Source organism: Pandoraea sp. NE5 (assembly GCF_024363545.1).
In the GTDB taxonomy this organism is placed as follows: domain Bacteria; phylum Pseudomonadota; class Gammaproteobacteria; order Burkholderiales; family Burkholderiaceae; genus Pandoraea; species Pandoraea cepalis.
The window spans coordinates 1,662,201-1,682,825 of sequence record NZ_AP025517.1 but is presented as its reverse complement, the minus strand read 5'-3'; the positions used below and the strand labels follow the sequence as shown (position 1 = coordinate 1,682,825).

22 protein-coding genes are annotated in these 20,625 nt (G+C 64.5%); 4 read left to right on the top strand and 18 right to left on the bottom strand.

The window, feature by feature from the left end; genetic code table 11:
* Positions 1 to 13 precede the first annotated feature (13 nt).
* From flgK to flgB, 10 genes are all read right to left on the bottom strand, one after another.
* Positions 14 to 2,002, bottom strand: coding sequence for a flagellar hook-associated protein FlgK (gene flgK, locus PanNE5_RS07685; protein ID WP_039830255.1), 1,989 nt, complete (start codon positions 2,000 to 2,002; stop codon positions 14 to 16).
* Between the two features lie 136 nt (positions 2,003 to 2,138).
* The gene (flgJ, locus tag PanNE5_RS07680; RefSeq protein WP_017233640.1) at positions 2,139 to 3,023 is read right to left on the bottom strand and encodes a flagellar assembly peptidoglycan hydrolase FlgJ; all 885 of its coding nucleotides are present in this window, start codon (positions 3,021 to 3,023) and stop codon (positions 2,139 to 2,141) included.
* A 1-nt stretch (position 3,024) separates the two neighbouring features.
* Positions 3,025 to 4,200, bottom strand: coding sequence for a flagellar basal body P-ring protein FlgI (locus PanNE5_RS07675; protein ID WP_017233639.1), 1,176 nt, complete (start codon positions 4,198 to 4,200; stop codon positions 3,025 to 3,027).
* Positions 4,200 to 4,913, bottom strand: coding sequence for a flagellar basal body L-ring protein FlgH (locus PanNE5_RS07670; RefSeq protein WP_026131889.1), 714 nt, complete (start codon positions 4,911 to 4,913; stop codon positions 4,200 to 4,202). The genes PanNE5_RS07675 and PanNE5_RS07670 overlap by 1 nt, the downstream gene beginning before the upstream one ends.
* Positions 4,914 to 4,952: 39 nt before the next feature.
* Positions 4,953 to 5,735, bottom strand: coding sequence for a flagellar basal-body rod protein FlgG (flgG, locus tag PanNE5_RS07665; RefSeq protein ID WP_017233637.1), 783 nt, complete (start codon positions 5,733 to 5,735; stop codon positions 4,953 to 4,955).
* Positions 5,736 to 5,802: 67 nt separating this feature from the next.
* Positions 5,803 to 6,546 (bottom strand): flagellar basal body rod protein FlgF, encoded by a 744-nt coding sequence (locus tag PanNE5_RS07660; RefSeq protein ID WP_017233636.1) that lies wholly within the window; start codon positions 6,544 to 6,546, stop codon positions 5,803 to 5,805.
* Positions 6,547 to 6,587: 41 nt separating this feature from the next.
* Positions 6,588 to 7,844 (bottom strand): flagellar hook protein FlgE, encoded by a 1,257-nt coding sequence (flgE, locus tag PanNE5_RS07655; protein WP_017233635.1) that lies wholly within the window; start codon positions 7,842 to 7,844, stop codon positions 6,588 to 6,590.
* A gap of 88 nt (positions 7,845 to 7,932) precedes the next feature.
* Positions 7,933 to 8,658 carry a flagellar hook assembly protein FlgD gene (gene flgD, locus PanNE5_RS07650; protein WP_017233634.1) on the bottom strand — a complete coding sequence of 242 codons (726 nt, stop codon included), beginning with the start codon at positions 8,656 to 8,658 and terminating at the stop codon, positions 7,933 to 7,935.
* 22 nt (positions 8,659 to 8,680) lie between these two features.
* Complete coding sequence (flgC, locus tag PanNE5_RS07645) at positions 8,681 to 9,085, bottom strand: flagellar basal body rod protein FlgC (protein WP_017233633.1); 405 nt, start codon at positions 9,083 to 9,085, stop codon at positions 8,681 to 8,683.
* Positions 9,086 to 9,090: 5 nt separating this feature from the next.
* Positions 9,091 to 9,531, bottom strand: a complete 441-nt coding sequence (gene flgB / locus PanNE5_RS07640; RefSeq protein ID WP_026131887.1) for a flagellar basal body rod protein FlgB — start codon at positions 9,529 to 9,531, stop codon at positions 9,091 to 9,093.
* Between the two features lie 399 nt (positions 9,532 to 9,930).
* Between flgB and flgA the strand changes: the two genes are divergently transcribed.
* The 3 genes from flgA to PanNE5_RS07625 all read left to right on the top strand — a co-directional run bounded on the left by flgA (position 9,931) and on the right by PanNE5_RS07625 (position 11,879).
* Positions 9,931 to 10,959: a flagellar basal body P-ring formation chaperone FlgA gene (gene flgA / locus PanNE5_RS07635; RefSeq protein ID WP_017233631.1), complete on the top strand. Its 1,029-nt coding sequence runs from the start codon at positions 9,931 to 9,933 to the stop codon at positions 10,957 to 10,959.
* Between the two features lie 126 nt (positions 10,960 to 11,085).
* Positions 11,086 to 11,424, top strand: a complete 339-nt coding sequence (gene flgM / locus PanNE5_RS07630) for a flagellar biosynthesis anti-sigma factor FlgM (protein ID WP_017233630.1) — start codon at positions 11,086 to 11,088, stop codon at positions 11,422 to 11,424.
* On the top strand, positions 11,421 to 11,879 hold the full coding sequence (locus PanNE5_RS07625) for a flagella synthesis protein FlgN (RefSeq protein ID WP_261939561.1): 459 nt from the start codon (positions 11,421 to 11,423) through the stop codon (positions 11,877 to 11,879). Before flgM ends, PanNE5_RS07625 begins: the two co-directional genes overlap by 4 nt.
* A 17-nt stretch (positions 11,880 to 11,896) precedes the next feature.
* Here the strand turns inward: PanNE5_RS07625 and PanNE5_RS07620 are convergent, their stop codons facing one another.
* The gene (locus tag PanNE5_RS07620) at positions 11,897 to 12,223 is read right to left on the bottom strand and encodes a type II toxin-antitoxin system HicB family antitoxin (RefSeq protein ID WP_261939560.1); all 327 of its coding nucleotides are present in this window, start codon (positions 12,221 to 12,223) and stop codon (positions 11,897 to 11,899) included.
* A 493-nt stretch (positions 12,224 to 12,716) separates the two neighbouring features.
* Here PanNE5_RS07620 and PanNE5_RS07615 point away from each other — a divergent pair, with 493 nt between their 5' ends.
* Positions 12,717 to 12,995, top strand: coding sequence for a CBU_0592 family membrane protein (locus PanNE5_RS07615; RefSeq protein ID WP_261939559.1), 279 nt, complete (start codon positions 12,717 to 12,719; stop codon positions 12,993 to 12,995).
* Between the two features lie 74 nt (positions 12,996 to 13,069).
* Here the strand turns inward: PanNE5_RS07615 and PanNE5_RS07610 are convergent, their stop codons facing one another.
* The 7 genes from PanNE5_RS07610 to cheY form a co-directional block, all read right to left on the bottom strand.
* Positions 13,070 to 13,798: an RNA polymerase sigma factor FliA gene (locus PanNE5_RS07610; RefSeq protein WP_017233626.1), complete on the bottom strand. Its 729-nt coding sequence runs from the start codon at positions 13,796 to 13,798 to the stop codon at positions 13,070 to 13,072.
* Positions 13,799 to 13,835: 37 nt separating this feature from the next.
* Positions 13,836 to 14,711: a MinD/ParA family protein gene (locus tag PanNE5_RS07605; RefSeq protein WP_017233625.1), complete on the bottom strand. Its 876-nt coding sequence runs from the start codon at positions 14,709 to 14,711 to the stop codon at positions 13,836 to 13,838.
* Positions 14,704 to 15,978, bottom strand: a complete 1,275-nt coding sequence (flhF, locus tag PanNE5_RS07600) for a flagellar biosynthesis protein FlhF (RefSeq protein WP_017233624.1) — start codon at positions 15,976 to 15,978, stop codon at positions 14,704 to 14,706. Before flhF ends, PanNE5_RS07605 begins: the two co-directional genes overlap by 8 nt.
* The gene (gene flhA / locus PanNE5_RS07595; RefSeq protein WP_017233623.1) at positions 15,975 to 18,080 is read right to left on the bottom strand and encodes a flagellar biosynthesis protein FlhA; all 2,106 of its coding nucleotides are present in this window, start codon (positions 18,078 to 18,080) and stop codon (positions 15,975 to 15,977) included. The genes flhF and flhA overlap by 4 nt, the downstream gene beginning before the upstream one ends.
* A 3-nt stretch (positions 18,081 to 18,083) precedes the next feature.
* Positions 18,084 to 19,235: a flagellar biosynthesis protein FlhB gene (flhB, locus tag PanNE5_RS07590; protein ID WP_017233622.1), complete on the bottom strand. Its 1,152-nt coding sequence runs from the start codon at positions 19,233 to 19,235 to the stop codon at positions 18,084 to 18,086.
* Positions 19,236 to 19,421: 186 nt separating this feature from the next.
* Entirely contained in the window at positions 19,422 to 20,015 is a 594-nt protein-coding gene (cheZ, locus tag PanNE5_RS07585; protein WP_051060153.1) for a protein phosphatase CheZ, read from the bottom strand.
* Positions 20,016 to 20,098: 83 nt separating this feature from the next.
* Positions 20,099 to 20,497 (bottom strand): chemotaxis response regulator CheY, encoded by a 399-nt coding sequence (gene cheY / locus PanNE5_RS07580; RefSeq protein ID WP_017233620.1) that lies wholly within the window; start codon positions 20,495 to 20,497, stop codon positions 20,099 to 20,101.
* Between the last annotated feature and the right edge of the window lie 128 nt (positions 20,498 to 20,625).

Here is a 20,625-nt window from a genome sequence, read left to right as displayed (position 1 = left end):
GATGCCCCTGCGCTTAATTGACGATCTGGAGGATGGTGCTGAACAACGTCGACGCGGTCTGAATTACCTTCGAATTGGCCTGATAGAGCTGTTGGTACTTGATCAGGTTCGCCGCCTCTTCGTCGAGGTTCACGCCAGAATTGGACTGCTGTGCCGTTTGCGTCTGTTGCAACAGGGTCTGCTGCGCCGCGCTGGTCGACTTGTACGTATTCGTGGTCGAACCGACAAACGAGACCAGGCTCGCGTAGGCGGTCGCATAGCTCTGCGCGCCCCCCACCTTGGTCGTGTCGTTCTGCAGAGCCGACAACGCCAGACCGTTGCGGTTGTCGGTCACCGCGCCAGACGTATTCGGCGAAATGGTGAACGTGTCGCCATTGGACGGCGTGCCGCTCAGGTTGACCGTCATGCCGCTCATCGTGATCTTCGCCCCCGTTGCGGCGTTGTACGGCACGGTGGCGCCGGCGGCATACGAGGTCGTCACGCCATTGACCGAGACCGTCATCGGCGACGGGGCGACGAGCGTCAGTGCGCCGGTCACAGGGTCCTTGGTGAACGTGAAGTTGACCGGTGCGCTCAGTACGTTCGACAGATAGTTGGCGTCCACGCTGCCCTGATCGACTTTGAGCGAGCCGCTATTGGTGCTGGGGGTCGAGGCGAGGATCGGCGCGGCCAGGGCGATCTTGCCCGGATCGGTGATGGCCACACCGATGTTCTGCGCGGCGTTGCGCGTGGGCTGGATCGCGAAGCTGTCGCCGGCGACCATGCCGGTGGTGGTCACCGAGAAGCCGTCGCCGAATGCCGCGCCGCTGGTGTCCTGGAAGTTCAGCGGGGTGCTCGGCGTGGCGGGCGCCCCCGCCGTCCACTTGGCGCCGTCGCTCTGGCGCGTGAGTGTGTAGGTGGTTCCGTCGAAGCTCACCGAGTAGTCGCTTGCGGTCACCTTCGAGGCGTCGGTGATGCTGGCGTTGAGCGTGGCCGCGTTCGAATTGCCGGTATTCGCGATGATCGTCGGATTGGGCACCGTGAAGAAGTTACCGCCCATCTGACCGTAGAGGTCCATCCCCAACTGGTTCTGCGCGTTGAACGTGCCGGCCAGCGACATGGCGATCTGGCCGAGCGAGTTCTGCGCCTGCGTGAGCGCGCCGCTGCGGAACGACAACAGGCCGGCGAGCGAGCCGCCGGTGATCGACGACTCCGGGATCGCGACCTTCGTGCCGTTGCCGGTGACGTAGGCCACGGTCATTTGCGACGGATCGCTGGTCGAAGGCACCGTCGTCATCTGATAGGCCGAGTTGCCCGATACCAGCGACTGGCCATTGCCGACGAAGACGTTGTACGACCCGTTGGTGTCCTTGACGATGTTCGTCTGTACGATGGCGTTCAGGCTTGCGACGGCCTGATCGCGCTGGTCGAGCAGGTCGTTCGGCATGGTATGGGTGCCGTTGCCCTGCGCCTGCAGAATCGCGTCGTTAAGGCTGGCGATCTGCTTCGCGTACGTGTTGATCTGCGTGGTCGCCTGGGTAATGTTGCCGTTCACGCTGGTGCGCAGCGACGACAGCGTGCCCGAGAGCGACTGGAACATGCTCGTGAGGGTCTGCGCCGACGAAATCACCGTCGCCCGCGTGGCCGAGTTGTTCGGCGCGGTCACGATCGTCTGCAGGTTCGTGAAGAACGTGGACATCGAGGCCGACAGGCCGGTCGTGGAGCTACCCAGCGCATTGTTGATCTGCGAGATCTGCTGGTAGTAGGTGTTGAGCTGGCTGTACTGTGTCTGCGCCTGGTTGACCTGGTTCGACAGGAACTGGTCGTACACGCGCGACACATCGCTCACCAGCACGCCCTGGCCGACGTAGCCCACACCGGCGAACTGGCTGTCCGCCTGGGTGTAGTCGACAACCTGGCGGTTGTATCCGGCCGTCCCCGAGTTGGAGATGTTGTTGCCGGTGGTGTTCAGGGCGAACTGGGAGGCGTTCAGCCCGCTCATGCCAATATTGATTAGGCTCATGATCTCGCGGCTTGAATGGAGGGTGCGCCCCACAGCGGAAAGCCCGTTCGCGCACCGTTACCCATGTGTTTACGGCAGCCCGCCGGCAAAATTGAGGCCGACGCGCCGGAGGATGCCCTGTCGACGCCCGTGCCGGTCAGGCGAAGTGCTTCATGATCTTCATCAGCTTGCTGGCGTACTGCGGATCGGTCGCATACCCGGCGCGCTGGAGATTGGTGGCGAAGCTCGCGGCGTCGTTGGCGCTCGCCACGACCGACGCGTAGCGCGGATTGCTCGAAATCAGGTTCGCATAATCGGCGAACGCCTCGTCATACGAGCGATAGGCGCGGAACTTGGCCATCACCTTGTGCGGCTGGCCGTTCACGTACTCGGTCGTGGCGACCTCCACCGTCGGACCGGTCCAGTGCTTGCCCGCCTTGATGCCGAAGACGTTGAAGCTCGTGCTGCCATCGCGCCGACGGATTTCGTGCTTGCCCCAGCCGGATTCAAGCGCCGCCTGACTGAGCATGAAGCGCGCCGGAATGCCGCTGTTGGCGCTGGCGTTCTGGGCCGCCGTGGCCATGCGCTCGACGAAATCGCCTGCGGCGGCCGGGGCGCCCTCGGCCACGCCGATGGCATCCGCCGCGTTGTAGGCGCGGCCCTGCAACGGTTGCTGGCGCCCCATCGCCGCCGGCGGCAGGGTGGTGCCGGTCTGGGCGAGCTGCTTGAGCATCATGTCGGCCAGACCGATGCCCTTGTTCGACGCGAGCTGCTGCGCGAGCTGGTCGTCGAGCATGCCGTTGAACATCTTTTCCTGATCGCTGCCGAGCAGGCCGCCAGACATCGTGGCGTCGCGCATGCTCTTCATCATCATCTGCGTGAAAACGGCCTCGAACTGCTTGGCCGCCTGCTGCGTGGCCTGCGGCGTTTGCTGGTGGGCCGCCGCGCGCAAGGCTGTGAGGCCCTGCATGTCGTAGGTAGCGCGTTGCGTCAGGTCGGGCAAGGACTTGCCCGCACCGCTCAGTCGGGAGCCGTCGGCCATATCAGATGATCTCCAGATCGGCGCGCAGCGCGCCCGAGGCCTTCATGGCCTGCAGAATCGACATCAGATCGGCCGGGCTGGCACCGAGCGAGTTGAGCGCCTTGACGACGTCGGCCAGGTTCGCGCCCGCCTTGATCATCCTGAGCGCGTTGTTCTCCTGTTGAACGGAGATTTGCGAATTCGGCGCCACCACCGTCTGACCGCCCGAGAATGGCGCGGGCTGGCTCACGTTGTTTTGCGTGTCGATGACGACCGACAGATTGCCGTGGGCGACCGCGCACTGCTGGATCGTCACGTTCTGGTTCATCACGACGGAACCGGTGCGCGCGTTGATGATCACGCGCGCGGCCGTGTTGTCGGGGTGCACGTCCACACTTTCGAGCTGGGCGAGGAACTGCACACGGCCCGACGGATCGCTCGGCGTGCGCAACAGGATCACGCGGCCGTCCAGCGCCTGCGCGGTGCCGTAGCCGAAGCGGCGGTTCACGGCATCGACCACACGCTGCGCGGTCGAGAAATCGGTCACGTTCAGTTCCATCTGCACCGTGCCCTGTTGACCGCCCATCGCGGTCGGCACGGCACGCTCGACGATGGCGCCGCTCGGAATACGGCCCGAGGCCAACTGGTTGACGGTCACGCTCGACCCATTGGCCGACGCGCCAGCGCCGCCCACGAGCAGGTTGCCCTGCGCCAGCGCGTAGACCTGCCCGTCCGGCCCCTTGAGGGGGGTCATAAGCAACGTGCCGCCCCGCAGGCTCTTGGCATTGCCCATCGAGGAGACCACCACGTCGATGGCCTGACCGGGGCGCGTGAACGCCGGCAGTGTCGCCGTCACCATCACAGCGGCCACGTTCTTCAACTGCATGTTGGTGCCGGGCGCGACGGTAATGCCCAGCTGCGAGAGCATGTTGGTCATGCTCTGCACGGTAAACGGCGTCTGCGTGGTCTGGTCGCCCGAGTTGTCGAGGCCCGCCACCAGGCCGTAGCCGATCAACTGGTTGTCGCGCACCCCTTGAATCGACGCCAGCTCCTTGAGACGTTCGGCGCGAGCCACGCCCGGACACAGCAGCATCGCGGCCGCGCCCGCCACGGCCAGCGTGGTGACAAAGCGGTGAAGGCCCTGGCGAAGGTGATGCAAGGACGGCGCAAGGCGCGACGGGAACGGCATGATCGACATCAGAATGGCGAAATATTAAGGAAGAAGCGCTGCAGCCAGCCCATGGTTTCGGCTTCGTTGATATAGCCCTTGCCACGGTATTCGATGCGCGCATCGGCCACCTGCGTCGAAGGCACGGTATTCGCGCCCGAGATCGTCTGTGGGCTGACCACGCCCGAGAACTTGATGTATTCCGTGCCCTGGTTGATCGCGATCTGCTTCTCGCCGGCCACCGCCAAGTTGCCGTTCGAGAGCACTTCCATCACGGTCACGGTGATCTGGCCCGAGAACACGTTGTTCGCATTCGCCGCGCCCTTGGCGTCGAACTTGTTGCCGCCGCTCACGTCCAGGCCCTGATTGTTGAGCACGCCGCCGATCACGCCCGGGGTCTGATTCAGCTTCAGCGTGCCGCTGCCCGCACGCGTGGTGTTGGCCGCCGAGTTCTTGCTCGCCGCCGTGTTTTCGTTGATGACGATCGTGAGAATGTCGCCAACGTTGCGCGGACGGCGGTCTTCGAACAGCGGACGGTTCGAGTAAAGCGGGCGGTAGATCGAGCCTTCCGGATCGGCCGACATCGGCGGGGGCGGCGGGCGCGTGGTCGTCGGCCCGTTCACCACCGGTTCCTGTGGGATGTAAGCGCAGCCCGCCAGACCGCTCAACGCGGCGACGGCCGCCAGCGCCAGGAACCGCGCGAGGCCTGCGCCGCGATGCTTTACGGTCGTTTGAGCTGACATTTCGACGTTCATTCTTTGGGGCTTTCCGCGGCGCACCGCTTACATCTGCGTCAGGCGCTGCAGCATCTGGTCGGATGCCGTGACCGCCTTCGAATTGATTTCGTAGGCGCGCTGCGCCTGAATCATGTTCACCAGCTCTTCGACCACATTCACGTTCGACGTTTCGACGTAGTTCTGGTTGAGCACGCCCGCGCCGTTGGTACCCGGCTGTGCGACGTTCGGCGCTCCCGAGGCGGCCGTCTCGGCGTACAGGTTCTCGCCCAGGCTTTGCAAACCGGCGTTGTTGATGAACGTGGCGAGCTGGAACGTACCGATCTGCACGTTGGCCGTGTTGCCCGGCTGCGTGACCGAGACCGTACCGTCGCGCGCGATGGTCAGGGAGAGCGCGTTCGCCGGAATCGTGATGGCCGGCTGGACCGGATAGCCCGACGCCGTCACGAGCTGGCCGTTGTTGTCGACCTGGAACGAGCCGTCGCGCGTGTAAGCGGTCGTGCCGTCCGGCATGAGCACCTGGAAGAAACCGTCGCCGTTGATCGCGACGTCCTTGGCGTTGCTCGTCTGCGTCAGGTTGCCCTGCGTGAAGATGCGCTCGGTCGCCGCCGGGCGCACACCCGTGCCCAATTGCAGGCCCGAAGGCAGCAACGTCTGCTGCGACGACTGGGCGCCGGGCTGGCGCAGCGTCTGGTACAGCAGATCCTCGAACACCGCACGACCCTTCTTGAAGCCGTTCGTGCTGGTGTTGGCGAGGTTGTTCGAAATCACGTCCATGTTCGTCTGCTGGGCGTTCATGCCGGTAGCAGCGATGTAGAGCGAACGGATCATGTGGTGTTTCTCCCCGTGTACGGTCGCGGCGCGCGGGTCCCCTCGGATCCGACGCGCCACACGCCCGTTAGCTGAAGTTCAGCAACTGGTTGGCGGATTGTTCGTTGGTGTCGGCCGTCTGCAGCATCTTCATCTGCATCTCGAAGGCCCGCGACTGCGAGATCATGTTCACCAGGCCAGTGACCGGATTGACGTTGCTGTTCTCGATCGCCCCCGCCACGACGACGACGTTCGGGTCAACCTGCGCCGGCGCATTGTTCGCCGTGCGGAACAGCCCGTCGTCGCCTCGCACCAAATTGGTCTCGGGCGGATTGACCAACTTCAGTTGGCCCATCACGGCAATGGAGTTGGGCGGATCGCCCTGCCCCAGCGCCGAGATCGTGCCGTCGGTGCCGATGCTCACGGCCGCGCCCGGCGGCACGGCGGCCGGCCCGGCATCGGTCATGACCGGCAGCCCGTGCAGCGTGAGTTGCCCGTCGGCCGTCATCTCGAGGTTGCCGCCGCGCGTGTAGGCTTCGCGGCCCTGCGCATCGCGCACGGCAAGCCAGCCCTGACCCTGGATGGCCACGTCGAGCGGGCGGCCCGTCTGCTGCATCGCGCCGGGGGTGAAGTCGGTACCCGGCGTGGACGTGGCGACAAAGGTCCGCGTGCCGGTCGTGCCGTCTGGCGCGCGCACCGGCGCCTGACGGAACGCCGCGAGCTGGGCGCGAAAGCCCGGCGTCGAGACGTTCGCGAGATTGTTGGCGGTGGTCGACTGCTGCTCCATCGCCTGCTTCGCGCCAGTCATGGCGATATAGATCAGACGATCCATCGACGGCCCCCGTGCAAGTTATGCATGTCCTCGGATCCGCCTTACAGGTTGACCATGGTCTGCATCAACTGGTCTTCCGTCTTGATCGTCTGCGCGCTGGCCTGGTAGTTGCGCTGCGCGGTGATCATGTGAACCAGTTCCGCCGTCAGGTCGACGTTCGAGGCTTCGACGGCGCCCGACTGCAGCTTGCCGAGGTTCGTGCCGCCCGGCACGCCGACGATCGGAATGCCCGACGCGGCCGACTCTTGCCAGAGGTTGTTGCCCTGCGGGATCAGGCCCTGCACGTTGTTGAAGTTCGCCAACGCCACCTGGCCCAGCGCCATCGATTGGGTATTCGAGTACGTGCCGACGATCGTGCCGTCGGCACTGAACGTGAACCCGGTCAGTCGGCCCGACGTGTAGCCGTTCTGCGTCAGGTTGTTCGGCGAGTAGGTGTTTCCGTATTGCGTGGTGCCCGACATGTCGAGCGTCAAGCTGGCGCTCGACGCACCGTTACCGTAGTTGATCGTCGGCAGCGTGATCGGGCCCGTCACGGCGGCGCCGGTCGAGTCGGTCTGCGACACGAGGCTGCCGGCCGAGTTGAACGTCAGCGTGCCGATCGGACCGGCGCCCACCTGGGTCGTGCCGTCGGTCGAGGCGTACACCGACCAGGTGGCGTTGTTGGTCACGGCGTTGACGCTCGACTTCACGAAGTACAGGTTCACGTCGTGCGAATTGCCCAGCGAGTCGTAGACCTTGAGCGACGTGGCGTTCGTGTACGAGTTCGGATCGGTAATCGAGAATGCCGTCGTATTGACCGCGCTGCGCGAGTCGAGGTTGAACTGAGCGGTGATCTTGGATGTGGCCGTCGGCGACAGGTCGCCCGTCGGGATGCGCAGATCGACCGGCGAGACGCTGTTGATGATGCCGGTCGGGCCCGCCAGATAGCCGGTCAAGCGGTCGCCGTTGGTGTCGACGATGTAGCCGTTCTTGTCGAGCGAAAACTGACCGTTGCGCGTGTAGGCAATGGCGCCATTGTTCGACATGCGGAAGAAGCCGTTACCCGACACCGCCAGATCGAGCTGACGATTCGTGACGGTGATGTCGCCCTGCGTGAACTGCTGGGCAATGCCCGCCACGCGCGTGCCGATGCCCACCGTGTTGTTGCCCGCGCCGTACAGCGAGTTGGCGTAGATGTCGGCAAACTGTGCCTCACCTTGCTTGAAACCGACGGTGGCCGCGTTGGCAACGTTGTTGCCGATGACGTCCAGGTCTTTGGAGGCGGCGTTCAGGCCGCTCAGTCCGGTCGAAAAGGCCATGTGGATACTCCTGAAATTCGGTGGTCGACGACGTCTGTCGCAATGGAAAGGGTTAAGGGCTTACGCCGTGCGGGGTCGATAGGGCCGGTTACAGGATTTCGCGCACATCGGAGAGCTTGACGTTCGAGCCCGTCCCCACGTTGAGCAGCGGCGCGCCGGTCGTGCTGGCCACCACGCTTTGCACCTGCGCGTACGAGAGCAGCGTCGGCGTCACGGCCTTGCCGTTAGCCGCGGCAGTCACCGCGACCGTGTACTTGCCATCGGCCACGGCGGTGCCCGCGTCATCTTTGGCATCCCACGTAAGGGCCTGCACGCCAGCGTCGAGCGCGCCCGCGTTGACCGTGCGTACGACCTTGCCCGTGCTGTCCTTGATCTGGATCGTCACCGTGTCGGCGTCGCTCGGCAGTTCGAAGCCGAACGGGGTGGCGGTCTTCGTGACCGTGCCGTCCGTGGCCGTGGTGCTGCCTACCCCGACGCTGCTGCCCGGAATCAGCACGCCCTTGCCCACGAGCGCCGAGGCTTGCAGGCTTTGCGTCGAATTGAGCTGCGAGGTCACCGACGAGAGCGTCGTGTTCAACTGGGTGATGCCCGAGACCGTGCTGATCTGCGCGAGCTGCGAGGTCACCTGCGAGTTGTCCATCGGATTGAGCGGATCCTGATTGTTCATCTGCGCGACGAGCAGCTTCAGGAAACTGCCTTGCAGGTCGTTTGCGCTGCCGGCAGACGAACTGGAGCTGCTGCTTGCGGTGCCGTTGACCGAGTCGAGGAACGTCTGGGATAAGTTCGCGGCGTTCGACGTATTGATACTTGCCATCTTCTGGTCTCCGCGCGGCCCCTTACTGGCCGACCGTGAGGGTTTTGAGCATCAGCGTCTTGGCGGTGTTGAGCGCCTCGACGTTGGCCTGATAAGAGCGGGAAGCGGAGATCATGTTGACCATCTCCTCCACCGGATTCACGTTGGGCATGGTGACGTAGCCCTGGGCATTGGCCGCTGGGTTCTTCGGGTCGTACACCGTCTTGAGCGGCGACGAATCCTCGACCACGCCGGCCACCTTCACGCCGCCGACGTTGCTGCCCTCGACCGGGTTGACCTGGAACACGACCTGCTTGGCGCGATACGGCTGACCGTCCGGTCCCGTTACCGACTCGGCGTTGGCGAGGTTGCTCGCCGTCACGTTCATGCGCTGCGACTGCGCAGTCATGGCCGATCCGGCGACATCGAAGATGCTCATCAGCGGCATGGCGCTTACCCTTGACTTGTAATGGCGGCCAGCATCGTCTTGATCTGGCTGGACAGGACCGTGAGGCCCGTTTGGTAATGCACGGCGTTGTCGGCGAAGTTCACACGCTCGGCATCGAGTTCGACGGTGTTGCCGTCGATACTTTGTTGGTACGGCACGCGATACAGCAGCTCGGGACCGCCCATCGGCGGCGCCATGCTCACGCCGCGCCCGGCGATGTGGCGCGACGAGGTGCGCGAGAGCGAAACACTCGATTCGGTAGCAAGCTGTTGCTGCGCGCCGCGCTCGACCGCCTGGCTCAACGCATTGTTGAAATCGACATCACGCGCCTTGTATCCCGGCGTATCCGCGTTGGCGATGTTCGACGAGATCACCTCCTGGCGGTAGGCGCGCATGGCCAGCGCCTGCTGAGAAAATCGCAATGCCGCGTCCAGTTTGTCCATGATCTCGTCTCGCCCGATGCTTGCCTTGATGCGGGTAGTGCACAAGAAGCCTGACCGTCTCGGCACCGGGGACGTCCGCTCAGCACTGAAGGCGGGTCTCACAGCGGCACGCAGACGGCATGTCCTGCCAGGGCCCGGGAAAAGTACGGACCTTTTGGCATGCTTTGCATCGTATGCGTACCCCTCGGGATTCAATCGGGGGAATAGGCACGAGATTGACCGCCATTTCGGGCCATGCCCCGGTTGGCGACATCTCTAGAATGGCTTCCTGACGGCATCGGGCGGGGTTCGCCCCCCAGGCATCGGAACGCTGCCCGGTGCCGTCGGCTTCACGGCGCGGCGCAGGGCGTGCGCCAGCCACCCGGCACACCGCTCGGGTGCCGTGTACGAAGGAGAGTGAGCATGGCAGGCAAATTCGGCGGCGTTCTCGCCAGTGCCCCCCGCGCGCGCAGCGCGCTGCGGCAGGGCGTTCGCACATGCGTGCGATCCAGTCTGCTTGCCGTCGTCCTGAGCCTGACGAGTCTCGCTTTACCGGGTCTTGCGCGGGCCGCCTCGCCTGCCGCGGGTGTTGCCACCGACCCGGCCGCGCAGCATCTGGGGAGCACGCTCGGCCCCGGCGCCGTTGTCATTCCCGGCAACAATGCCGCAGCCGGCGGTATCGCCTCGAACGTGTCGAACGTGTCGAGCGCGGCGCGGAATGTGGCGGCGACGGTCACCACGGCGAATGCCAATTCGAATGTCGGGGTGGCGGCCGCGGTGCAAGCCCCCCAGGCCGCCGGCGCCGCCGTTCAGTCCCAGTTCCAGAACACCGAAGTCATCCGTCAGACGGCCGAACGTTTCCTGCGCGAGCAGACGACCGGGTTGCCGGGACGTGTGAGCTTGACGGTGGGCGACGCGGTCTCCGATCGGATGCCGGCCTGCGCCGCCCTCGAACCCTTTCTGCCGCCGGGCGCGCGCCTGTGGGGGTCGACGACCGTCGGCGTGCGCTGCGCGGGCGAGCGTCCCTGGACGCTCTACCTTCAGGCCCGAGTGAGCATCACCGCCACGTATTTCGTTGCCGCGCGTCAGATCAACCCGGGCGAAGCCATCGGGCCGAACGATCTGTCACCGCGCCAGGGCGATCTCACCTTGTTGCCGCGCACGGTGGCGACCGATGCCGGTCAGATCATCGGCACAGTGGCGGTGAACCGGATCACGTCTGGCCTGCCGATCCGTTCCGATCTGCTGCGCAGCGCGATTGCCGTCCAGCAGGGACAAACCGTGCGCGTCGTCTCGCGCGGCTCGGGCTTCGAGGTGAGTACCGAAGGACAGGTGCTGTCGCGTGCCAGCGCCGGCGATCCCGTTCAGGTGCGCACCCGCGCCGGTCAGCTCGTCAGTGGGACCGTCAAGACCGGTAAGAATGGGAGCGTTGAAGTGGAAGTTGCCCTGTAAGCAAACACTCACTACGGGTTAGAATTCACTGAAATCGGTCGGTCGCGGGATCGGGTAACAGGATGTAACTTACCTAAAGTTGCGCCCGACGATGCCGTTACACAGGCAGGTTTCAGGGGAAAGCATATGAAAATCGAACCACCCGCCAATCCGTTGACTGGTGTCGGTCCGGGCAAGGCGCCGACCGACCGGACGACTGCCGCCACGGCGAGCGCCGAAGGCACGAACGCGTCTGTCGCCAGCACGGGCAGCGGCGCGAATGTGAGCGCGAGCGCGCTGTCGTCGGAGATGCGCGCCTTGCAGGCAGCGCTGGCGAAGACGGGATCTGCCGATATTGACGTGGCCAAGGTGGCCGCGATCAAGCAGGCCATCTCCGAAGGAAAGCTCGTCATTGATCCCAGCAAGATTGCGGACGGTCTCATTGCGACCGCGCGCGATCTGCTCTCCACGCAATCGAAGTCATGACCACTGACGCCCTGCTGAAAACTCTCGCCGCCGAAACGAACGCCATTCGCGCGTTTTCGGCGCTGCTTCTCGAGGAACAGCAGGCGTTGGTCAATGGCATGCTCGACGCATTGCCGGAGCTGACCGAGCGCAAGACGCAAGCCGTGACCGACCTCGCAGCCCTTGGGCGCGAACGCGACACCCAGCTGGAAGCCCTGGGCTATCGTCCGGACGAGTCGGGCGCAACGGCGGCGGCCGCCGCCGACACCGGCATCGACGCCGCGTGGAAGGCGCTGCTGGACGCGGCGATCGAAGCCAAGCGTGCCAATGAAACGAATGGCGTACTGATTCGCACGCGTCTGACCTACACGCAGCAGGCGCTGAACGTGTTGTACGGCCCGCAGCAGAACGCCCCGCTCTACGGCCCCGATGGCCGCACCGCCCCGCGATCGAGCGGCGGCAGCATTACGGCTTGACTACGGCTTGACGCGGCTTAGTTCGCCGCAAGCTTGAGGCTCGCCAGTCGATTCAGACTGACTCCCAGTTCCGCCGCTTCGATGACCAACGCGCGATATAGCGTTGGGGGAATCCGCACGCGAAATTCACCGCTGTAACGATGCTCGGCCAGCGGTTCCGGCACCATTTCCCCGTTCGCCTGCATATCGGCGACCACGTCCGTCACCACCTTCCGAATACCGTCCAACGCTCCTTCCGGCGTCACATCCAGCCAGGACAGCGATGGGAATTCGGCACAAAGCCCGACGTGCTCGCCATCTTCCGGCGACCAGGTCAGACGGTAGATGTAATGATCAATGTTCATGCTCTCGGCCCTCGAATTTTCAAATGGCATTCCAGATCCGGTTCGAGAGCTATCCTAGCGTGCGATTTTGGGGAAGACGGCATGCCGAAATGGTGCCAATAGTGGCGCCATTTGTTCAAGGCCGATTTGTCCGAAAAGTTGGGGGATTGCCGCACCCAGATGCAAAAAGCCCTCGGAGACGAACGTCCGAGGGCTTGGTTCAATAGGCGTGAGACTTAACTTGCCGACGTCTGCGTCGTCTCACGCAACGGTAAGGTTTCCTGGGCCTCATCCGAAAGACGGCGCGCTATCCGATCGCCTCACACAGCGCGAAAAGCCTCGCGCCAAACGCTTTCGCACTCATCGGTGCGGAAAACAGCATCGTCGCCGCCCCATACGTCGGGACGCATCGGGGCACACTTCCCCGTCTTGGCAATGCATGACGTCCGACGGGGAGTTTCAATGAACGTGGGCAACAAATTCAGCAGGAACAAAATCGCGGTGCCGACCTGACATGACGACAGCAGCCATGGCGGATGTGGTCGGGGTCGCAGGCGCGCTCCTAGTCGTCGTCGCCTATTTCCTGAATCTTCGCGGAACGCTCACCACCAACGATTATCGCTATTCCGTCTTGAATCTGTGCGGATCGGCGATGATCGTCTACTCGCTCGCGTATAACCCGAATCCGGCCTCGCTGCTCATCGAGGCCTTCTGGGTCTCGATCAGCCTTTATGGCTTGCTCAAGTCATTGAAAGCACGCCGACGAGCCCTTCGAGCCCACCGCAATAGCTAAGCGAGAAGCCATTGAGCCACAGCCGAGTCCGTCGAGCGCACCCCTTCCGTCCATCAGTCACCCGCTCGGACACCTTAACTCGCCGAGGTCCAAGCCTTCTCACGCAACGTTGTGCGCAGGCGCGAGATCGCCTGGCTATGCAACTGGCAGACGCGCGATTCGCTCACTTCCAGCACCGCGCCGATCTCGCGCAGATTCAGGCCCTGGTCGTAATACAGGCTCATGAGCAACTTCTCGCGCTCCGGCAGCCGATCGATCGCATCGATCACGCCGCCGCGCAAGCCTTCGTCGAGCAACATCGTCAGCGGATCGGCGCCCGGATTCGCACAGATCCGGTCAATAAACGGCTCTTCGTCCGCCGAATCGAAATCCTCGTAATAGACCAGTTGGCAACCGTGCACGTCCTGCAGCATCTGCTGATATTCGGCCAGACCGATCGACAGCTCGCCCGCGATCTCGCTCTCCGACGGCCCCCGGCCCAACCGTTGCTCCAGGCGCTGCACCGCCTTCTCGATCTGACGCGCCGTCTTGCGAATGCCGCGCGACGCCCAATCCAGCTCGCGCAACTCGTCGAGCATCGCGCCGCGAATGCGCTGGCTCGCGTACGTTTCAAACTGCGCGCCCTGCGTCTCCTGATAGCGGTTCGCCGCATCGAGCAGCCCGAGCATGCCCGCCTGAATCAGATCTTCCAATTCCACGCTCGCCGGCAGCTTCGCCATCAGTTGCAGCGCCAGACGACGCACCAACGGCGCGTATTGCGTCAGCGTGTCGTTCGTGTCGACCTTCCCGCTCGCGGTATACATGTTTCCCTCCGCTTCCTCTCGACGCGTGCCGTGTCGCTCAAGCCGTGTGCGCGCTCACCGCGCCCACGCCAAGCGTTATGTCGTTGCCGCGCTCGCCACCGATGTCACCCACCCCGGCGCCCAACGCGGCCAGCCCCGTCTCTCGCACGGCCAATGGCCAATGCATCACCTGCGCCGCCAGTTGCCGATACGCCACCGCCGCCGGCGCCATCGGGAACGCATCGACCACGGTGCGCGTCAATTGCCGCGCACGCACAACCTGCCGATCCATCGGCACATGGCCCGCCAGCTCCAGCGACACCGCCAGATAACGGCTCGCCGTCGTGGCCAGATTGCGGCACACCACGCGCGCCTCCACGTCCTCCGACCGATTCACCAACACCCGGAACTGCGCCAACGCATACTCGAAATGCGCCTGCTTAATCCACGAATACGCCCCCGTGATCGACGCCGGCTCGCACCCCAGCACCACCAGCACGTCGTGCGCGTGCGCCGCGAGCGGGCTGAGCACCGCCCCCGCGTGCGTGCAATCGATCACCACGACGTCGGGCTCGCTGGTCGTCAACAGCGGCAGCGCGCGCAACGGGTCAATGCGTTCGGGATGCCGATGCGCCACGGGCACCACCACCACGTTGTCGCGCGTGTGCACGCGAATCGCCTCGGGCGACACGCGTCCGGCCAGCACGTCGTGAATGTCGCCGCGCAGCGGCAGACCGAGCGCCGGTGCCGCATGGCCGCTCTCGTCGGCCAGCACGACATCCTGACCGTGATGCGCCAGGGCGCTGGCCAGATTCAGCGCGGTACTCGTCTGACCCGCTTCAGGCGCACTCCCTACCACCGCGACGATTCGCGTGGTGTGACGCGCCACGAGCCGGCGCAGACCTTCCGCTTGATCGAGTACGAGCTTAACCAAAGCAAGCCTCGCCTGAGGGTTGTGCGGGCGCGAACAGCCCGCTGTATTGGGGGTCGACGCCGCGCACCACAGCCGGCAGGTCTTCCTCGGCCGGCACGAATGGCGAGCCCGTGACCGGCGCGGAAAGTGCGGTGTCGATCAGGAATGGTTTGTCGGCCACGTGCAGGTTCTCCGGCACACGCTGTCCCGTGGACACATAATGCACCGGCAAGCGATGACGAATCACCGTATCGAGCACCGACCCGAGATTGGTCGATTCGTCGAGTTTCGTGAGAATGCACCCCGCCAGATCGCCGCCGCCTTGCGCGCTCGCGCTGCGGTAGGCGTGTACCACCTCGTTGAGCGTATCGCCATGACTCGTGGCGTTGAGCAGCAACAGACGCTGCACCGGCGTCTCGGCGCCGCACAACATCGCGACCTGCTCCGGCACCGTACGGTCTCGCTGGCTCATGCCCACCGTGTCGATCAGCACCATGTGCTTGTTGCGCAATTCGGTCAGCGCCAGACGCAGGTCCGTGGCATCTTTTACCGCATGCACCGTCACGCCGAGAATCTTGCCGTAAATGCGCAGTTGCTCGTGCCCGCCGATACGATAGCTGTCGGTGGTGAGCAGCGCGAGCTTCTCCGCGCCGTGCCGCATCACGCAGCGCGCCGCGAGCTTGGCCGTCGTGGTGGTCTTGCCCACCCCGGTCGGCCCCATCAGCGCATACACGCCGCCGCGGTCCATCAGTTCGTCTTCGTTCGGCATGACGGGCAGATTGCGCGTCAGCGCGCGCTTCACCCATGCCAACCCACTCTCCAGATCGCCGCCCTCCGGCAGATGTTCGAGCAGCGCCCGACCCAGTTGCGCCGAGAACCCTGCGGCGAGCAGCGTGCGCAGAATCTCGCCCTGCGCCGGGGAACGACGTTGCTTGTCGTTCCAGACCAGCCCGGCGACCTGCTCTTCGAGCAAGCCGCGCATGCTCTGAAGTTCATCCATCATGGTTTGGGCAAACGCGCTCGTTGCCCCGGCATCATGGGCCGCCGCGATCGGCGCGCCAGTGACGGCAGCGACCGGGGCGACAGGCACCGCCGGGCGTGGACGCGGCCGGTGGGTCGGCATGTCGCCGCCCGCGAGCGCGTCAAGATCCTCTTCCGCCAATGCGACGATTTCCACGCCATTGGCGACCGAGCGATTGGACAACACGACCGCATCGGGTCCGATTTCCTCGCGAATCTGGCGCAGTGCATCGCGGCACGTGCCCGCAAAGAATTTCCGAATCTTCACCCTTGACCTCCGATGAGTGCCGTCATTTTCACATTCCGTGTGTCAGGCACTTCCGCATACGACAAAACCTTGAGCTGCGGCAAGCTGCGGCGCAAGAAGCGCGAGAGCAGCGAACGCAGCGGATGTTGGACCAGCAGTACCGACGGCAAGCCCTGACGCTCCTGGCGCGCCACCGCGGCCTGCGTCTCGCGCAGCAGCGTGTCCGCGAGACCCGGCTCCAGCCCCGTGCCACCGCCTGCCGACAACGCCTGCGTGAGAATTCTTTCGAGATTGGCATCGAGCCCCACCACCTCGAGATCGCCACTTCCCGGGAACACGCTTTGCGTGATCGCGCGGCCGAGCGCCAGGCGCACCAGCGCCGTGAGGTCGTGGGCGTCCTGTACGCGCGTACCGTGTTCGGCGAGCGTATCGATGATCGTGCGCATGTCGCGAATCGGCACCTGCTCCTCGAGCAGGTTCTGCAAGACTTTCTGCAACGTGGTGAGCGCGATCGTCTTCGGCACCAGATCTTCGATGAGCTTGGGCGCGTCCTTGCCGATGCGCTCGATGAGCTGCTGCACTTCCTGACGGCCCAGCAACTCGTGCGCGTGGGCGTTGATCAGGTGGTTCAGATGGGTGGCGACCACCGTCCCGGCATCGACCACCGTGTAGCCATACGCCTGCGCCTGATCGCGCTGACCGACATCGATCCACGTCGCCGGCAAGCCGAAGGCCGGATCGCGCGTGGGCGTGCCCTGCAGCGGTGCGCTGACCTGCCCCGGATCGATGGCGAGCAGTTGTCCCGGATACGCTTCGCCTTCGCCGATGACCACGCCCTTGAGCGTGATGCGGTACTGGTTCGGACGCAGCTCCAGGTTGTCGCGAATGTGCACCACCGGTGCGAGAAAACCGATTTCCTGGGCGAATTTCTTGCGGATGCCCTTGATGCGCTTGAGCAATTCGCCGTCCTGATTGCGGTCGACGAGCGGAATCAGCCGATAGCCGACCTCCAGTCCGAGCGGGTCGACAAGCGCCACGTCGTCCCACGACGCTTCGGCCACTTCGGCCGGCGCGCTGGACGCCACGGGGGTCGGGCGCGCGGCCTGTTGCTTCTCGGCCTCGGCGCGCCGGAACTGATAACGAGCGAGCGCCCCCAGCCCCAAGGCCAGCAGCAGAAAGGCGAAGTGCGGCATGCCCGGAATCAAGCCCATCAGACCGAGGATCGCCGCCGTGATCCCCAGCACGCGCGGATTACTGAACAGTTGCGAGACGACCTGCTGGCCAATGTCTTCATCGGTCGCCACGCGCGAGACGACCACACCGGCGGCCGTGGAGATCACTAGCGCGGGGATCTGCGCGACGAGACCGTCGCCAATGGTCAGCAGCGTGTAGTTCTTCGCCGCCATGCCGATATCCAGGCCGTGCTGGGCCACGCCGACGATCAGCCCGCCGACGATGTTGATGATCATGATGAGCAGACCGGCGACCGCATCGCCGCGCACGAACTTCGATGCGCCGTCCATCGAGCCGTAGAAGTCGGCTTCCTGGGCGATCACCGAGCGACGCTTGCGCGCCTCCTCTTCGCCGATCAGTCCGGCGTTCAGGTCGGCGTCGATGGCCATTTGCTTGCCCGGCATCGCGTCGAGGGTGAAGCGCGCGCCGACTTCGGCGATGCGCCCGGCGCCCTTCGTGATCACCATGAAGTTGATGACCACGAGGATGATGAACACCACGATACCGACGGCGTAGTTGCCGCCCACCAGGAAGTGGCCGAACGCCTCGATCACCTTGCCGGCGGCGTCCGGGCCGGTATGGCCTTCGAGCAGCACCACGCGGGTGGATGCCACGTTCAGCGACAGGCGCAACAAGGTGGAGAACAGCAGCACGCTCGGGAACGCCGCGAAGTCTAGCGGCTTTTGCGTGTACATGCTCACGAGCAGCACCATCACCGCCAATGCGATGTTGAAGGTGAAGAGCAGATCCAGGATGAACGGCGGCAACGGCAGGATCATCATGCCCAGAATCATGATGATCAGCACCGGCGCGGCGAGCGACTTCAGATTGCCGCCGAGGAGCAGTTGCGACGAGCGCAGTAGCTGGTTCGCGCGAGGGTTGAGGTTCATTCGTTACACTCGTTTCGACCCGGCGCGCCGCGGCGCGTCGAGTTCGGCCGGCACCGGCAGATCCGACGGGGTAACGGGCGCGGCGCCCCCCTCGGTGCGCCAGCGGCGAAGCTGGAAGACCCACGCCAGCACTTCGGCCACGGCCGTGTAGAGCGTGGCCGGAATTTCGTGACCGATGTCCACGTGCGCGTGCAGTGCCCGTGCCAGCGGCGGGGCTTCGAGAATCGGAATGTGGTGCTCGGCGCCCATCTCGCGGATGCGCAGCGCAACGAGATCCGTGCCCTTGGCCAGCACGCGCGGTGCCGTCATGTTTTCCTTGTATTCGAGCGCAACGGCAAAGTGCGTCGGGTTGGTCACGATCACGTCGGCCTTGGGCACGTCCTGCATCATGCGACGGCGCGCCGTCTGGCGCTGCAACTGGCGGATGTGCGCCTTGAGATGCGGATCGCCTTCGCTTTCCTTGTTTTCCTGCCGCACTTCCTCTTTGGTCATGCGCAGCTTCTTGTAGTGCTGCCAGAGCTGGAAGGGGACGTCGATGGCCGCCACCAGCATCAGCGATGCCACGATGAACGCACAGCACACCGCGATCAACTCGCCCACATACGGCAAGGCCGCGCGGGGCGACTGCGTCATCAGCCCCATGACCGCGTCGCGGTCGCGCGCAATCGCCCAGTAGGCCACGGCGCCGACGAGCAGCGTCTTGGCCACCGCCTTGACGAGTTCGACCAGCCCCTGCACGGAAAACATGCGGCCCAGCCCCTTGAGTGGGTTCAGGCGGCCGAAGTTGGGCGCGAGCGACTGGGTGGTGAAGAGCCAACCGCCCAGCGCCATCGGGGCGACAATCGCCGCGAGCACCAGCACACCGAGCAGCGGGGCAATGGCGATGAGCGCGTCGGCGCCCGAGCGTGCGGCATAGGAGAGCATGCGGTGGGTGTCGAGGGCGGTGCCCGGCTCGAACTGCATCCCGTGGCGCATCAGTTGGGCGAAGCCTTGCGAAATGCGGTCAGCCGTCATCCACAAGCCGGCCACTCCGGCCGCCAGCAAGGCGAACGTGGACAGTTCCCGCGAACGCGCAACCTGTCCTTCCTCGCGCGCCTTTTCAAGGCGCCGGGGAGACGCAGGTTCCGTCTTTTCGAGATCGCTATCCTCAGCCATGCCTTATCCACTGCGGGTGGACGAAGCCACCCTATCGCGACCGATTATGGCCGTAACCGTCAAGTCACAAAGGGGGGAATAGAGGCGGGATTGGGCGGTATTTCGCGCCGGCGTGCGGCAAAGGTCGGAAACGCCGTCAAAAAGCGGCGCCCCGGCAGCCCGTCGACGGGCCGGCGGGGCGAATCCTCAGAAGCCGAGGCTGGCGAGCAGATCGTCGACCTGCCCTTGATCGGACACGATGTCGGTGCGGCCATCGGTCTTGACCTGCGGCCCGTTGAGCAGCGAATCTTCGGCTTCCTTGCGCTTCTCGGGCGGCATGTTTTCGAGCAGCGTCTGCAACAGGTGCTTCTCGATCTCCTGCACGACATCCATGATCTTCTTGATGACCTGTCCGGTCAGATCCTGGAAGTCCTGCGCCATCATGATTTCCATCAGATGGTGGTTGGTCGCGCGCGTGTCGTCCGGCACGCGACGCAGATACGTGCGCGTCTCCACGACCAGCTTGCGGGCATCGTCGAGTTCGAGCGGCTCGTCGAACCACTTGGCCCAGCGTTCGTCGAGTGCGTTGGCGTCCGCTTCGAGACGATCCTGAAGGGGCTTGGCCAGTTCGATGGCCGTGAGCGCCCGCACCGCCGCCTGCTCGGTCAGGGTGGCGACATAGTTCAGGCGGTCGCGCGCGTCGGGAATCGCTTCGGCCGCCTGCTCGAGTTGCTTGTCCAGCCCGAGTTCGCGCAGGTTGTCACGCAGCATGCGCGTCAGCTGCCCAACGCGCATGAGCATGCGCGCGGACGGGTCCGCTTCGCCGGTCACGTAAGCGCCGTTGGGCTCACCCGGCCATTCAGTGCTCGCCTCGTGGGTCACGCTCACGCCCCTGTCTTAACCATTTTCTCGAAGATCTTGCCCAGCTTTTCATCGAGCGTCGCGGCCGTAAACGGCTTGACCACATACCCGCTCGCCCCGGCCTGGGCAGCCGCGATAATGTTTTCCTTCTTCGCTTCGGCCGTGACCATAAGCACCGGCAGCTTTGCGAGGTTCGGATCGGCTCGGATCTGCTGAAGCATCGTCAGGCCATCCATGTTCGGCATGTTCCAATCCGAGACCACGAATTCGAAGCTGCCGCCACGCAGCTTGGCCAGCGCCGCCGCACCGTCTTCCGCTTCGTCGACATTGGAGAAGCCCAGCTCCTTGAGCAGGTTTCTCACAATCCGGCGCATCGTCGGAAAATCGTCGACGACCAGGAATTTCAAGTTCTTGTCTACCATCATTACTCCAATTCAGCCGGCGCCCCGCGGGGGCCGGCGATATTCATGGGCAGATTTCGCCACCACTTGGTGCCCCAAGTGTGTCCGCAAATCGACGCGACGCATACGGCGAAAAAACGCCAAAAAAG

Bases quoted from the DNA above. Each gene is read 5' to 3' on its own strand.
- flgK (WP_039830255.1), bottom strand. From the start codon at position 2,002: ATGAGCCTAATCAATATTGGCATGAGCGGGCTGAACGCCTCCCAGTTC.
- flgJ (WP_017233640.1), bottom strand. From the start codon at position 3,023: ATGGCCGACGGCTCCCGACTGAGCGGTGCGGGCAAGTCCTTGCCCGAC.
- PanNE5_RS07675 (WP_017233639.1), bottom strand. From the start codon at position 4,200: ATGTCGATCATGCCGTTCCCGTCGCGCCTTGCGCCGTCCTTGCATCAC.
- PanNE5_RS07670 (WP_026131889.1), bottom strand. From the start codon at position 4,913: ATGTCAGCTCAAACGACCGTAAAGCATCGCGGCGCAGGCCTCGCGCGG.
- flgG (WP_017233637.1), bottom strand. From the start codon at position 5,735: ATGATCCGTTCGCTCTACATCGCTGCTACCGGCATGAACGCCCAGCAG.
- PanNE5_RS07660 (WP_017233636.1), bottom strand. From the start codon at position 6,546: ATGGATCGTCTGATCTATATCGCCATGACTGGCGCGAAGCAGGCGATG.
- flgE (WP_017233635.1), bottom strand. From the start codon at position 7,844: ATGGCCTTTTCGACCGGACTGAGCGGCCTGAACGCCGCCTCCAAAGAC.
- flgD (WP_017233634.1), bottom strand. From the start codon at position 8,658: ATGGCAAGTATCAATACGTCGAACGCCGCGAACTTATCCCAGACGTTC.
- flgC (WP_017233633.1), bottom strand. From the start codon at position 9,085: ATGCCGCTGATGAGCATCTTCGATGTCGCCGGATCGGCCATGACTGCG.
- flgA (WP_017233631.1), top strand. From the start codon at position 9,931: ATGGCAGGCAAATTCGGCGGCGTTCTCGCCAGTGCCCCCCGCGCGCGC.
- flgM (WP_017233630.1), top strand. From the start codon at position 11,086: ATGAAAATCGAACCACCCGCCAATCCGTTGACTGGTGTCGGTCCGGGC.
- PanNE5_RS07625 (WP_261939561.1), top strand. From the start codon at position 11,421: ATGACCACTGACGCCCTGCTGAAAACTCTCGCCGCCGAAACGAACGCC.
- PanNE5_RS07620 (WP_261939560.1), bottom strand. From the start codon at position 12,223: ATGAACATTGATCATTACATCTACCGTCTGACCTGGTCGCCGGAAGAT.
- PanNE5_RS07615 (WP_261939559.1), top strand. From the start codon at position 12,717: ATGACGACAGCAGCCATGGCGGATGTGGTCGGGGTCGCAGGCGCGCTC.
- PanNE5_RS07610 (WP_017233626.1), bottom strand. From the start codon at position 13,798: ATGTATACCGCGAGCGGGAAGGTCGACACGAACGACACGCTGACGCAA.
- flhA (WP_017233623.1), bottom strand. From the start codon at position 18,080: ATGAACCTCAACCCTCGCGCGAACCAGCTACTGCGCTCGTCGCAACTG.
- flhB (WP_017233622.1), bottom strand. From the start codon at position 19,235: ATGGCTGAGGATAGCGATCTCGAAAAGACGGAACCTGCGTCTCCCCGG.
- cheZ (WP_051060153.1), bottom strand. From the start codon at position 20,015: ATGCTCATGCGCGTTGGGCAGCTGACGCGCATGCTGCGTGACAACCTG.
- cheY (WP_017233620.1), bottom strand. From the start codon at position 20,497: ATGGTAGACAAGAACTTGAAATTCCTGGTCGTCGACGATTTTCCGACG.